Source organism: Methylorubrum sp. GM97 (genome assembly GCF_024347855.1).
In the GTDB taxonomy this organism is placed as follows: Bacteria; Pseudomonadota; Alphaproteobacteria; order Rhizobiales; family Beijerinckiaceae; genus Methylobacterium; species Methylobacterium extorquens.
In genome coordinates this window covers 2562179-2575003 of record NZ_AP025942.1, presented here as the reverse complement: position 1 = coordinate 2575003, position 12825 = coordinate 2562179, and the positions used below count along the sequence as shown (strand labels likewise).

Annotated in this window: 10 protein-coding genes and 1 pseudogene; 3 read left to right on the top strand and 8 right to left on the bottom strand. The window is 69.4% G+C overall.

Annotated elements, in window-relative coordinates; genetic code table 11:
• Nucleotides 1-34: 34 nt before the first annotated feature.
• Nucleotides 35-1852: a methylmalonyl-CoA mutase subunit beta gene (locus MSPGM_RS12065; protein ID WP_003600506.1), complete on the bottom strand. Its 1818-nt coding sequence runs from the start codon at nucleotides 1850-1852 to the stop codon at nucleotides 35-37.
• A gap of 148 nt (nucleotides 1853-2000) precedes the next feature.
• A complete protein-coding gene (locus tag MSPGM_RS12060) occupies nucleotides 2001-2852 on the bottom strand; it encodes an undecaprenyl-diphosphate phosphatase (protein ID WP_003600507.1) in 852 nt (283 codons plus the stop codon).
• 227 nt (nucleotides 2853-3079) lie between these two features.
• On the opposite strand from MSPGM_RS12060, the gene MSPGM_RS12055 reads away from it, so the two are divergent.
• From MSPGM_RS12055 to MSPGM_RS12045, 3 genes and pseudogenes are all read left to right on the top strand, one after another.
• Nucleotides 3080-3772: a glutathione S-transferase family protein gene (locus tag MSPGM_RS12055; RefSeq protein ID WP_003600508.1), complete on the top strand. Its 693-nt coding sequence runs from the start codon at nucleotides 3080-3082 to the stop codon at nucleotides 3770-3772.
• A gap of 104 nt (nucleotides 3773-3876) precedes the next feature.
• Nucleotides 3877-4946 (top strand): annotated as a pseudogene (queG, locus tag MSPGM_RS12050) (tRNA epoxyqueuosine(34) reductase QueG).
• Between the two features lie 6 nt (nucleotides 4947-4952).
• Nucleotides 4953-5822, top strand: coding sequence for an SDR family oxidoreductase (locus MSPGM_RS12045; protein ID WP_003600511.1), 870 nt, complete (start codon nucleotides 4953-4955; stop codon nucleotides 5820-5822).
• Between the two features lie 59 nt (nucleotides 5823-5881).
• Here MSPGM_RS12045 and MSPGM_RS12040 read toward each other — a convergent pair whose 3' ends face one another.
• The 6 genes from MSPGM_RS12040 to MSPGM_RS12015 all read right to left on the bottom strand — a co-directional run bounded on the left by MSPGM_RS12040 (nucleotide 5882) and on the right by MSPGM_RS12015 (nucleotide 12799).
• The gene (locus tag MSPGM_RS12040) at nucleotides 5882-7846 is read right to left on the bottom strand and encodes a PAS domain-containing protein (protein WP_209688576.1); all 1965 of its coding nucleotides are present in this window, start codon (nucleotides 7844-7846) and stop codon (nucleotides 5882-5884) included.
• Between the two features lie 121 nt (nucleotides 7847-7967).
• Nucleotides 7968-8741: an NUDIX hydrolase gene (locus tag MSPGM_RS12035; RefSeq protein ID WP_003600514.1), complete on the bottom strand. Its 774-nt coding sequence runs from the start codon at nucleotides 8739-8741 to the stop codon at nucleotides 7968-7970.
• A complete protein-coding gene (locus tag MSPGM_RS12030) occupies nucleotides 8692-9189 on the bottom strand; it encodes a DUF983 domain-containing protein (protein WP_003600516.1) in 498 nt (165 codons plus the stop codon). The genes MSPGM_RS12035 and MSPGM_RS12030 overlap by 50 nt, the downstream gene beginning before the upstream one ends.
• Before the next feature lie 23 nt (nucleotides 9190-9212).
• The gene (rnr, locus tag MSPGM_RS12025) at nucleotides 9213-11579 is read right to left on the bottom strand and encodes a ribonuclease R (RefSeq protein ID WP_012752839.1); all 2367 of its coding nucleotides are present in this window, start codon (nucleotides 11577-11579) and stop codon (nucleotides 9213-9215) included.
• A 158-nt stretch (nucleotides 11580-11737) separates the two neighbouring features.
• On the bottom strand, nucleotides 11738-12076 hold the full coding sequence (locus MSPGM_RS12020; protein WP_003600518.1) for a hypothetical protein: 339 nt from the start codon (nucleotides 12074-12076) through the stop codon (nucleotides 11738-11740).
• A 144-nt stretch (nucleotides 12077-12220) separates the two neighbouring features.
• The gene (locus MSPGM_RS12015; protein ID WP_003600519.1) at nucleotides 12221-12799 is read right to left on the bottom strand and encodes an NADPH-dependent FMN reductase; all 579 of its coding nucleotides are present in this window, start codon (nucleotides 12797-12799) and stop codon (nucleotides 12221-12223) included.
• Nucleotides 12800-12825: the final 26 nt, after the last annotated feature.

Here is a 12825-nt window from a genome sequence, read left to right as displayed (position 1 = left end):
GTGTCAAGGTTGCTCACGCGGCCTTGAGTGTTAGTCAGCCCTTCGCGCGCTCGGCCGCTTCCCGCAGGAGCGCCAACAGGTCGCAACCGGCGAACAGGAAGCCTTCGACGCCCGCTTGGCGCAGAGCCTCGGCCTCGGCGGGTTTGCCGGCGAGGTAGATCGTGCCGGCGCCGGCCGCCTTTAGTGCCTCGGCCGCGGGCACGGCCTCGGTCTGGTAGACGGTGTCGGACGAGCACAGGCAGGCGATCCGCGCGCCCGACGCCTTGAAGGCATCGGCCAGGGCCTGCATGTCGGAGAAGCCGTCATTGCCGATGGCCTCGATGCCACCCGCAGCGAAGGCGTTGGCAGCGAAGGTCGAGCGGGCATTGTGAACCGCCACGGGACCGAGATTGGCCAGGAAGACCGCCGGGCGCTTGCCCGTCCGCTCGCGGACGGCGTCGGAGGCGTCGCGCAGGGCCTCGTAGGGTTCGGCGAGGCGTTGCGAGGGCAAGGCCCCCTCTGAGGAAGCGGCGGGGTTCGGCGCCACGTCGAGCACCGTCACCGGCTTCTCGGCGAGGAAGGGGAACTCGCTGGCGCCGGTCAGCGGCTCCTTGCGGGTTGCCACCGCCCGTGCCCGGGCCTGCGCCACCGCCGCGATCCGACCCGCGAAGGCGCCGGACTCCAGGCTCGCGGCGATCCCGCCCTCTCGCTCGATCTCTTGGAAGGCCGCCCAGGCCTTCTCGGTCAGTTCGGTGGTCAGCGCCTCGAAGCCGCCCGCGCCGGCCGCCGGATCGGAGACCTTGGCGAGGTTCGATTCCTCGATCAGCACGATCTGGCTGTTGCGCACCACCCGCCGGGCAAAGGCGTCGGGCAGACCGAGCGCCAGGGTGTAGGGCAGCGCGGTCACCGAATCCGCCCCGCCGAGGCCGGCGGAGGCCGAGGCCATGGTGGTGCGCAGGATGTTCACGAATGGGTCACGGCGGCTCATCATCCGCCACGCGGTCTCGGCCAGGACCCGCAGCGGCTTCGGCTCGAGGCCGCAGGCCTGCTCGACCCGGGCCCAGAGCCGCCGGATCGCCCGGAACTTGGCGATGGTCAGGAATTCGTCGGCATCCGCCACCAGCAGGACCGCGATCTGGTCGCGCGCGAGCGCCAGATCGTGGCCGCCGGCCTCCAGCGCCCGCAGATAGGCGACCGCCGTCGCGAGCACGGCGGCCAGTTCCTGCACCTCGCTCGCCCCCGCCTCGTGATAGGGCCGGGCGTCGGCCAAGGCCGCGCGCCCACGGTATCCGGCGAAGGCGGTGACGATCTCGGAGAGGCGTGCCTCCCACCCCTGGTCGAGCCGGCCGGTGGCGGCGCGGGTGCCGATCGGGTCGAGACCGAGATCGAGGTCGAGCGCGGACGGGTCGTCGCCGCGGCGCTCGATCAGTTGCTTGAGAAGCGCCGCCGTCTCGAATCCGGCCGGACCGGCATCGAGCCGCAGGGCGATGAGCGGAAGCATCACGCCCGTCAGCGCCGCATCCAGCGCATCGACGGACGGAAATTCGAGGCCGAAGCCGCGGGCGGCACGGGCGTCGCAATGGACGAGGACCAGCGCATCGGCCCCGCCTTCGAGGTCAGCCAGCGCCTGTGCCCCGGCCTTCTCGGCATCGGGATGGTCGATGCGCTGCGCCAGACGCCACGGGCCGGGCGCCCGCACCGGCTGGGCCACCGAAGCCGCCGGCTCGTAAAAGGGCTCGATGCGCAGGCCGTCGGCGGTCTTCGACACGAGACGCTTCTCGAAGTCCGCCCCCTTCAGCGCGGCTTCGATGGCTTGGCGCCAGCGCTCGCGGGTGGCGGGCTCGAACAACTCGGCGAGCGGACGATCTTCCATCTTGGGCGAGACCTTGACGATTCGGCGTTTCCCGACCGCTTCTTCAAAGAGCGGCGACTTGGCCGCAAGCCCTCGCACGGGGCGCGGGCAGGCGACAACCGACTTTAGTCCAGGTTGCCGCCTCCGCCTCGCTCAAAATCCTGAAGGCTCAGCTAAAAAGAATCAGTCCCGCGAAGCCGAGCGAGCCGACGATGATGCGCCACCACGCGAACAGCCAGAAGCCGTGGCGGGAGACGTAGTCGAGCACCGTCCGCACCACGATCAAGGCCGAGATGAAGGCGGCGACGAAGCCGATGACGATCAGCAGCGCGTCGTTGGAGGAGAGGTTCTTGTAGTTGTCGAGCAGGTCCTTGGCGAAGGCGCCGGCCATGGTCGGCATGGCGAGGTAGAACGAGAACTCGGTGGCCGAGCGCTTGCTCGCCCCCATCAGCATCGCGCCGACGATGGTGGCGCCGGAGCGCGACACGCCGGGGATCATCGCCACGCATTGAAACAGACCGATCTTGAGCGCCATCGGCAGGCTGAACTCGAACACGTCGGTCTTGCGCGGATGCTCGGTCGGACCGTCGTGCGTTCCATCATTTTGAGCCGCTTTCGGCTCGCCGACCGTGTCGTCGATGATGAGGAGCACGATGCCGCCGGCCACCAGCGTGGCGCAGACGATCCACGGGTTGAACAGGTAGAGCTTGATGTACTTGGAGAAGAGACCGCCCACGATCGCCGCGGGCAGGAAGGCGATGAGGATCGCGAGCACGAAGCGGCGCGCCCGCGGATCGTTCGGCAGCGCGGTGGCGATGCTCCACAGCCGGCCGAAGTAGACGAACAGGATCGCCAGGATCGCGCCCAATTGGATAAGCACCTCGAAGGTATTGTTGGGCGAGTGGAAGCCGATGAAGTGGCCGATGAGGAGCTGATGCCCGGTCGAGGAGACCGGGATGAACTCGGTGGCGCCTTCCACCACGGCGAGCACGAGCGCCTTCGCGATCAGGACGAGATCCATAAGCCTGCTGTTCCCCACGCCGATGTGCCGGCGATTCAGGGCGCGGCAGACGACGGCGATGCGGCAGCTTTGCGGCGGTAGGGTTGACGGGCGGTTACCGGGTTGCGGCGGGTTTGTTAATGAGGTGGCAACGTTGGAGAAATAATCCTGGCGCGTCGCCCCAATTTCGCCGGTGCGACACGGTCTGCCCAGGGCTCTGCCTTCTTTACCGCTGAACCACGGCCTCGATGGCGACGCTCTATCACTCCCCGTTCTGCCCGAACTCGCGCTTCATCCGCCTCGTCCTGGCCGAGATGGGGATGGAGCCGACTCTCGTCGAGGAACGGGCCTGGGAGCGCCGCCGCGACTTCCTCATCGTCAATCCGGCCGGCACCACGCCGGTGCTGGTGGAGCAGACCGGGCTCGCCATTCCCGGAGCGGGCGTGATCGCGGAATATCTCGACGAGACGCGGGGGCTCGGCCTCGCCGGGCGGCGGCTTCTGCCCGACACGACTCAGGCGCGGGTGGAGGTGCGGCGCCTGCTCGATTGGTTTCTCGTCAAGTTCAACAGCGAGGTGACCGAGTATCTCGTCACCGAGAAGATCGACAAGCGCTTCATGCCCTCCTCCGCCGGAGGCGGCCCGCCGGACATGAACGCCATTCGTGCGGCGCGCACCAACGTGCGCTATCACCTCCAATATGTCGGTTACCTGATCGGGCAGCGCCGCTGGCTCGCTGGCAACGATCTGACCTATGCCGACCTCGCGGCGGCGGCCCACCTTTCCTGCGTGGACTATCTCGGCGACGTGCCATGGGACGAGGACGAGATGGCGAAGGACTGGTACGCGCGGGTGAAATCCCGCCCGTCCTTCCGCGCGCTGCTGGCCGACCGGGCACCGGGGATGCCGGCAGCCGCGCACTACGCGGATCTGGATTTCTGAAGCCCGAAAAGATCGTCCTCACGGGCCGCGCCCTACGCGAGACCATCGAGACGCGCGCGCGCCGTCTCGGCTTCGAGGCGTTCCGCGTCACCCGTCCCGACGCCGTGCCGGACCTGCGCGAGCGCTTGCCGGCATGGCTCGCGGCGGGCCATCACGGCACGATGGACTGGATGGAGGAGCGGGCCGACCAGCGCGCCGCGCCCTCCGCCCTGTGGGCCGAGACCCGCAGCATCGTCATGCTCGGCATGAATGCGGGCCCTGAGCGCGACCCCTCGAACTCGTGCGGCTGAAGGATCGCGCCGCCATCGCCGCCTATGCGCAACGGCGCGACTATCACGATGTCATCAAGGGCAAGCTGAAGGAACTCGGCGGCTTCCTCTCCGCCTGCTCCGGCCAGCCGGTGAAGGTCTTCGTCGATACCGCGCCCGTCATGGAGAAGCCGCTGGCCCAGGCCGCCGGGCTCGGCTGGCAGGGCAAGCACACGGTGCTGATCTCGCGCGAGCACGGCAACTGGCTGATGCTCGGCGCGATCTTTTCCCGCGCCGAACTCGAACCCGATGCGCCCGAGACGGACCATTGCGGCTCCTGCCGCCGCTGCCTCGACATCTGCCCGACGGATGCCTTCCCGGCCCCCTACCAGCTCGATGCGCGCCGGTGCATCGCCTACCTCACCATCGAGCATCAGGGCCCGATCCCCGCCGAATTCCGCGAAAAGATCGGCAACCGGGTGTTCGGCTGCGATGACTGCCTCGCGGTCTGCCCCTGGAACAAGTTCGCGGGTGCGGCGCGGGAGAGCCGCATGGCGGCCCGCGACGATCTCGCCGCGCCGCCGCTCGCCGAACTCGCCCGCCTCGACGATGCGGGGTTTCGCACCCGCTTTGCCGGCACGCCGATCAAGCGCACCGGCCGCGACCGCTTCCTGCGCAACGTGCTGATCGCCATCGGCAATTCCGGTGATGCCGCCCTCGCCGCGGAGGCGGTGGCCTGTCTCGTCGAGCCCGATCCGGTGGTGCGCGGTGCCGCCGTCTGGGCCTGCGGCCGGTTGTTGCCCCGGGCGCGGCTGCACGAACTCTTCGCCGCCCATGGACACGGGGAAACGGAGGCGCATGTGAGGGAGGAATGGCGTGAGGCCGCCGCCCTCCCTATGGAAGCGGACGGCCCACGGGAGACCTGACACCGCATGAACCTGTTCGTTTTCGGCCTCGGCTTCTCCGCCCGGCATTTTGCCGAGCGTGAACGGGCGCGATTCAACGCAGTGCGGGCGACGGTGACCGAACCCGAGCGGGCCAGGAGTCTCGCGGCCGAGACCGGGTTCACCCTGCGGGCCTTCGGCCCGGAGGCGGACGATCCCCGCATTGCCGAGGATCTCGCCGACACCGACGTGCTGCTGATCTCCGCCCCGCCGGGACGGGACGGCGACACGGTGCTCGCCCGCTACCGCGACACCATCGCGAAAAGCCGCATCGGCTGGATCGGCTATCTCTCGACCATCGGCGTCTACGGCGACCAGGGGGGTGCCTGGATCGACGAGGCGACGCCCGCCACGCCGAAGAGCGCCCGCTCGCGCGACCGCCTCGCCGTCGAGAATGCGTGGCTCGCGCTCGGCGCCGAGACCGGCAAAGCGGTGCAGGTGTTTCGCCTCTCGGGCATCTACGGCCCCGGTCGCAACCCGATCGTGAAGCTGCGCGACGGCCGCACCCAGCGCATCGTCAAGCCGGGGCAAGTGTTCAACCGCATCCACGTCGCCGACATCGCCGCGACGCTGGCCGCCTCGATCGAGCGGCCACGGGGGGGCGCGGTCTACAACGTCACCGACGACGAGCCGGCCCCGCCGCAGACGGTGACCGAGCACGCAGCAAGGCTCACCGGACTGCCCCTGCCGCCGGAAGTCGATTTCGAGACCGCCGACCTCAGCCCGATGGCGCGCAGCTTCTACGGCGAGAACAAGCGGGTGCGTAACCGCCTGATCCGCGAGGAACTCGGCGTGCAGCTCGCCTTCCCGACCTATCGCGAGGGGCTGGCCGCGCTGGTCTCCGACGCGCGCCGGTAGGCGGCCCGGCGCGCAGCGTCCAGTAAGTCGGCCACGCCCGTTCCAGACGCCGCGCGGAATCAGACGAACTGAACGCCGATCCCGTCGGCGGCACGCCGTATGACGCGGCAGCGCCGGGACGGCTCGCCGTCGATGTGGAGCGTGACGACCTCCGGCAGATCCGCGGCTTCGAGTGCCAGCTTGGCACCGCCCTCCGAGAGGTTGAGAACCGTGCAGGGCCGGCTCTGCGGCGTCCCCGCCGTTCGCCCGCGCTCCGGCACGAACGCGACATGGCCGGAGCGCGAGGAGCGAAGGCGCTCCTCACCCCGCCGCTCTTCCAGCCCGACATTCCAGGCGTCGAGACGGCTCGCAAACTCCGCCACGCTCGCGGCGGTGGCCTGCATGTCGGTGCTGACCTGACCGGTGGTCGCCCGCTGCCGCGTGCTGTCCGCGGTGGTCTGCGCGATGAAGCCCTGCACGGTGTCGACCACCGCCGCGGTCGAGACCAGCGCCCCGCCGACATCCCGTGAGACCGCCTGCATGGCGCCGATCTCGCCGGTGATGCGCGCGGTGGCCGAGCGCGCCTGCTCGGCGAGGCTCTTCACTTCGGTGGCGACGACGGCGAAGCCGCGGCCGGCCGCACCGGCGCGGGCGGCCTCGATCGTGGCGTTGAGGGCGAGCAGGTTGATCTGCTCGGCAATGCCCGTGATGACCTCGACCACGCCGGTCATCGCGGCAGCCGCGTCGTCGAGCTTTGCCGAGAGAACGCCGGCGGCGCTCATGCGGGTCTGAATGTCGCCGACCGCATCGTGCGAGCGGTTCATCTGCTCGGCGATTGATTCCGAGATGCGGTGCATCTCCTCGGACGCGCCGGCCACCGCCCGCACCCGGCCCAGCGTCTGCTCGGCCATGGCGAGGGCGCTGGCGCGCACCGCCATGCTCTGGCTGATGTCGAAGGCGTATTTCACGATCTTGAACGGGCGCCCGGCCGCGTCGAGAACCGGGTTGTAGGAGGCCTGAATCCAGACCTCGCGACCATCCTTGGCCACCCGCTGGTAGACGGCGGAGGTGAACTGCCCCGCCCGCAGCGTCGCCCAGAACTCGGCATAGGCCGGGCTTGCGGCGATTTCGGGCGTCACGAACATCCGGTGATGCCGGCCCTGCACCTCGGGAAGGGTGTAGCCGAGCGCGTTCAGGAAGTTGTCGTTGGCGTCGAGCACCGTGCCGTCCATGCCGAACTCGATCACCGCCTGCGAGCGGCGGGCGGCCTCGACCTTTCCGGCCATGTCAGCGGCGACGCGCTTGGCCGCCGTGATGTCGGAGGCGTATTTGACGACCTTGAACGGGCGCCCGGACGGATCGAGGATCGGGTTGTAGGTCGCCTGGATCCAGACCTCGCGCCCGTCCTTGCCGACGCGCAGGAACTCGCCGGCCCGGTACTCGCCGCGGGCGAGCGCCTCCCAGAAGGCGCGGTACTCCGCGGACGCCGCTTCTTCCGGCCGCACGAACTGGCTGTGGTGGCGGCCCTCCACCTCGTGCGGCGCGTAGCCGAGGGCGTCGAGGAAGTTGGCGTTGGCGCTGCGCACCGTCCCGTCGAGGTCGAACTGGATCACCGCCTGCGACCGGCTGATCGCGGCGATCTGGCCCGCCGTCTCGGCGGCGGCGAGCCGCTCGGTCGTCACGTCGAGGGCGAATTTGACGATCTTCCGAACGCGGCCGGCGGCGTCGAGGACCGGATTGTAACTCGCCCGGATCCAGACCTTGCGTCCGTCCTTGGTGAGACGCCCATAGGCCGCCGTCTGAAACGTGCCGCGGCGCAGGCCCTGCCAGAACGCCTCGTACTCCGCGCTCTCCGCCTCCTGCGGGTCCACGAACAGACGATGATGCCGCCCGCGCACCTCACCGAGGGTGTAGCCCATCAGTGAGAGGAAATTGTCGTTGGCATCGAGCACCGTCCCATCGATGGCGAAGGTGATGACCGCCTGGGAGCGGTTGAGCGCGTCGAAGATGGACGCGGCATCGGAGCGGCGAAGGACGGAGAGCATCGGTGATTTCGGCTCCACTTGCCGTCCCACGATGCCCGATGCCGCTTAAGAATCTCCTCTGAGGCATCAAAGGATGCATTTCTGTCAGTGCGGACAGGGCCGACGATGCATTCCGTCCCGCTCAGATCTCCTCCCGCACCCCTTTGCCGCGGCGCTCGAAGTAGAACGGGATCGGCCGGTAGGGCGGGAAGCCGGCGTCGGCCGCCGCTTCCAGATCGTCGAGGATCACGCGGGTGATGCGCGGCAGGTCAAGCTTGCGCGCGGCGTCGAGATCGACCCAGGCGAGTTCGGTCAGTTCCGCATCCGGCCCAACGATACCGGGCCGCTCGGTGACCACCGCCTTGCGATCGACGGCGAAGAAGCGGGTATCGAAGCGGCGGGGGCGCTTCGGCGGCGTGATCGCCCGCGCCACCAGATGCAGGGTTTCGAGATCGGGCATCACCCCTTCATCGGCGAAGGCCTGCCACGCACCCTCCGGCGCGGTCTCCGGCGGGCCGTAATCGCGTGTGCCGATGAGAAGGCCGGTCTCCTCGTAGGTCTCGCGGATCGCGGCGAGCGCGAGGGAACGGCCGAGATGGTGGGGTGCGCGCGGCAGCTTGGCGCGCAAGGCGTCGTCGGCCCGCTGCGACAGGGCCCCGGCCACCGGCATCATCCGGTCGGACGGTTCGATCCGTCCGCCGGGAAACACGAACTTGCCGCCCATGAAGGCGAGGCCGGCATGGCGCCGGCCCATCAGCAGCTTCAGCTTCTTGCGTGACCGGTCGAGAATGATCAGCGTCGCGGCATCGCGCGGGCGCAACAACACCGGGCGGGGCGTGGCAGCAGGCGAAGCGGGCTGATCTGAATCAGGCTGATCCAAGCTTTGGGGCGTCGCCTGCTCTGCTTCCTGCCTCACCGCCGCGTCTCTCCCCCGTGCCCGTGCCGGACCCACCGCGCGCGGGGGGCAACTTGCCGAAACCGTGCATGCCGAACGTGTATTGCAGGCCAATCACCGCGCCCTTGACCGGCTGCAACAGCACGAGCGCCAGGACGAGGGTGAGCAGCGGCCACACCGTCATCGAAATCCAGAGCGGCACGTCGTAGCCCATCTCGATCTCGAGCACGAGGTAGCCGATGATGTGGCCCACGAGGAAGATCACGATATAGGGCGGCAGGTCGTCGGCCCGGTGACCCTCCATCTCCAGGCCGCAGGCCTCGCAAGCCGGGCGCACCTTGAGGAAGCGGCCGAAGACGTGGCCCTCGCCGCAATGCGGGCAGCGGTTGAGGAAGCCGTTGGCCATGGCCGGGAGCAGCCGCGTCCGCTCCTGGGGAGCCGGGGCCGGAGGGGAGGCGTAGGTTTCCATAGACCGAGTCTAGCCCCTTCCGCTCAGCGACGCGAGCCGCGATGGCGCCGCGCCGTATCGCTCTCGGAGGCCGCCGCCTTGCCGGGGCGCGGCTTGCCCTTCGGCGACTTTGCACCGAACTTGGCCTTGCCCAACTTCGCCTTGCCCGGACTCGCCTTGGACCCGCTGCGCTTGATCCCGCCGCCTTTGGCGCCGGAGCGGCTGCGCCCCTCCGACAGGATCTCGAAGCGCAGGGCGCCGGCCACCGCCGCCGCCTCGACGAGGCGGACCTCGACCGTGTCGCCGAGGCGGTAAGTCTCGCCGCTGCGGTCGCCGACGAGGGCATGAAGGGCCTCATCGTGGCGGTAATATTCGTGGCCGATGGTGGAGACGGGCACGAACCCGTCGGCCCCGGTCTCGGCGAGCTTCACGAACAGCCCCGAGCGCGTCACCCCGGAGATCCGGCCGGAGAAGGTCGCGCCGACCCGGTCGGCGAGGTAGCCGGCGATGAGCCGGTCGATGGTCTCGCGCTCGGCCGCCATCGCCCGGCGCTCGGCTGCCGAGATCTGCTCGGAGACCGCGTCGAGCATGCCCGGCGTGGTATCGTCCGGCAGGCCGTCCCTGCCCAATCCGCAGGCACGCACGAGAGCACGGTGGACGATGAGATCCGCGTAGCGGCGGATGGGTGAGGTGAAGTGGGCGTAGCGGCGCAGGTTAAGGCCGAAATGGCCTAAATTCTGTGCAGCGTAGATCGCCTGTGCCTGCGAACGCAGCACCACCTCGTTGATGAATGGGGCGTGCTCGCTCTCGGCCACCTGGGCGAGGATGCGGTTGAACAGGTCCGGCCTCAGCGCACCGGCCTTGGTCATCTTGACGCCGACCGAGGCGAGCACCTCGCCGAGCGCGCGCATCTTCTCCAGGGCCGGTTCGTCGTGGACCCGGTAGATCAGCGGCGAGCCCGCCTTCTCCAGCGTCTCGGCCGCCGCGACGTTGGCCTGGATCATGAACTCCTCGATCAGCCGGTGCGCCTCAAGACGCTCCGGCACGATCACCCGATCGACGCCGCCTTCCGCGTCGAGCAGCACCTTGCGCTCCGGCAGGTCGAGGGCGAGCGGGCCGCGGGCGTCGCGGGCCCGCTTCATCGCCTCGTAGGCCGCGTAGAGCGGGCGCAGCGCCGTCTCCAGCACCGGTCCCGACTTCTCATCCGGCCGGCCGTCGATCGCGGCCTGCGCCTGCGCATAGGCGAGCTTGGCGTGCGAGCGCATCAGGATGCGGTGGAAGCTGTGGCTGCGCTTCACCCCGTCGGCGCCGATGATCATCCGCACGGCGAGCGCCGGGCGGTCCTCCCCTTCGCGCAGCGAGCAGAGATCGTTCGAGATGCGCTCGGGCAGCATCGGCACCACCCGGTCGGGGAAGTAGACCGAATTGCCCCGCAGCAGCGCCTCGCGGTCGAGGGCCGAATCCGGCCGGATATAGGCGGCCACATCCGCGATCGCGACGGTGACGATGAAGCCGCCCGTATTCGCCGGATCGGGATCGGCCTCAGCCATCACCGCGTCGTCGTGGTCCTTGGCGTCGGGCGGGTCGATGGTGACCAGCGGCGCCTCGCGCCAATCCTCGCGGCCGCGCTTGGTCGCACGCTTGGCGGCATCCGCCTCCGCCAGCACGGCGGAGGGGAAGACGTGCGGGATGTTGTGGATGTGCAGCGCGATCAGGCTCACCGCCTTCTCGGAGCCGAGCGCGCCGAGCCGCTCGGTGACGCGCCCGCGGGGCAGGCCGAAGCGGGTCTCGCGCTCCACCGCGACGCTGACGAGGTCGCCATCCCGGGCCTCGCCTTCCTCGCCCGGCGGGATCGCGATTTCCTTGCCCTGCGATTTCTTCTCGACGGGAAGCAGGCGCCCGCCATCGCGGCCGGCGCGATAGACGCCGATCACTTCGGAGCGGTTCTTGCCGATCACCTTGATGACGCGGCCGGTGTAGCGGCCGGGCGCTTCCGGGTCCGGCGCGACACGGACCAGCGCCCGATCACCGATGCCGGGGGCGGGGCGGTTACCGTTGCGGCCGGCACGCGGGGTCTCGACGGCGATCTTGGGCGCCTCGCCCTCCCCGTCCCACTGCGCCGGGCGGGCGATCAGGTCGCCGTCGCGGTCGCGCGACACAATGTCGGCGAGCACGACCGGCGGCAGGCTGCCGCTTTTCCGCAAGCCGCCGCGGTCGCGCTCGAGCGCGCCCTCGGCCTCGATCTCCTTCAGGATCGCCTTGAGGCCGATCTTGTCGGCGCCCGAGATGCCGAAGGCTTTGGCGATTTCGCGCTTGCCGACCTTTCCGGGCGTCTCGGCGACGAAGGCGAGGATCTGCTCGCGGGAGGGAAGAACGGGGGTGCCCGCCGTCGGATTGATGCGTCTGGCCAAGGAGCAGGGCTCTCCGCGCCGGTCCGGGAAGGCGTGGCGCGTTCGGTTTTTCGTTGATTGGGGAGACCGTTGACGATCCCGGCACCTCTTCAAGATGGGCGCTCGGACGCCTTAGAACAACGCCGCGAGACCGGCCGTGAACAGGTTCGGCCCCAGCGTCAGCCCGTGGAAGCCGATTTGCGGATCGTCTCCACTGCCCGATCCACGTCGAAATCGGCTTGGCACAGCTCTTCGAGGGTAAAGGGCGCGCTCCGCGGCAGGGTCAGGTTCACCTGTCCCTCCTCGGGCTGAAGCTCGGGCGCTTCCGCCGCGCGGATCGCAAGGGTCCAGGCGCCGTCGATCCGCACCGCGTCCGCCGACGGCGGATCGGCCGCGAGCGCCGCGATCTTGGCCGCCGCGGCCTGCCGGAAGGCGAGGCTCAGGCCGTCATTGGAGACGAGCGCGGCCTTGATCAACTCGGCCAGCGCGTCCCGCACTCTGTCGACACTTGCGTTCATCCGCCCGTTTTCCTCATCGGCCTATGCTTCGAGGGGTGCAAACGGAGTGCCGCGCGCAAGGTTCAGAGTGCCTCACAAAACTCCCGGTCTCTGACCGTTCTCGCTCTGGCGATGACAGCGCGGCGGGAGTTTTGTGAGAGACACTCAGTACGGCGTGCCCCCGGCCCGCTTCGCCTTCAGGGCCTCGGCGTACCAAGTCAGCTCGTCGAGAAACTTGTTCGCGGCCCGGCCGAGCCAATCCTCGGCGGGTTCGCCCGCCTCGCTCAGCGCTTTCTGGATGCGCGGGATCGGCAGGAGCGAGGGAATGCTCGGCGTGCCGAGTTCGGCCAGCATCGCCCGCAACTGCATCGCCGCGCGCACGCCGCCATACTGCCCCGCCGAGTAGCAGCAGATGGCGGAAGGCCGCCAGAAATACTCCTCCAGGAAGTGGTCGAGGGTGTTGGAGAGCGCGGGCGGGATCGAGTGGTTGTACTCGGCCGAGACCACGACGAAGGCATCCGCCCCGCGAAACAGCGTCGCCAGCCGCTCCAGCGGTTCGGGGGCCTCGCCCTTGGGATATTCCTTGTACATCCGGTCGAGGAGCGGAAGCTTCAACTCGGCGGGATCGACCAGCGGCGCCGTGTGGCCGCGGGCTTCGAGTTGCGCGGTGAGGAAGCGGGCGGCGCGGATGCCGGCGCGCTCGGCACGCACGGAACCGAGGATCACGGGGACGGTGAGGGTCATGGGTGAGACTCCCGATCGGACGGGCC

Coding starts and splice junctions, on each gene's coding strand:
- MSPGM_RS12015 (WP_003600519.1), bottom strand. CDS start 12,799: ATGACCCTCACCGTCCCCGTGATCCTCGGTTCCGTGCGTGCCGAGCGC.
- MSPGM_RS12065 (WP_003600506.1), bottom strand. CDS start 1,852: ATGGAAGATCGTCCGCTCGCCGAGTTGTTCGAGCCCGCCACCCGCGAG.
- MSPGM_RS12055 (WP_003600508.1), top strand. CDS start 3,080: ATGGCGACGCTCTATCACTCCCCGTTCTGCCCGAACTCGCGCTTCATC.
- MSPGM_RS12020 (WP_003600518.1), bottom strand. CDS start 12,076: ATGAACGCAAGTGTCGACAGAGTGCGGGACGCGCTGGCCGAGTTGATC.
- MSPGM_RS12045 (WP_003600511.1), top strand. CDS start 4,953: ATGAACCTGTTCGTTTTCGGCCTCGGCTTCTCCGCCCGGCATTTTGCC.
- MSPGM_RS12030 (WP_003600516.1), bottom strand. CDS start 9,189: ATGGAAACCTACGCCTCCCCTCCGGCCCCGGCTCCCCAGGAGCGGACG.
- MSPGM_RS12040 (WP_209688576.1), bottom strand. CDS start 7,846: ATGCTCTCCGTCCTTCGCCGCTCCGATGCCGCGTCCATCTTCGACGCG.
- MSPGM_RS12060 (WP_003600507.1), bottom strand. CDS start 2,852: ATGGATCTCGTCCTGATCGCGAAGGCGCTCGTGCTCGCCGTGGTGGAA.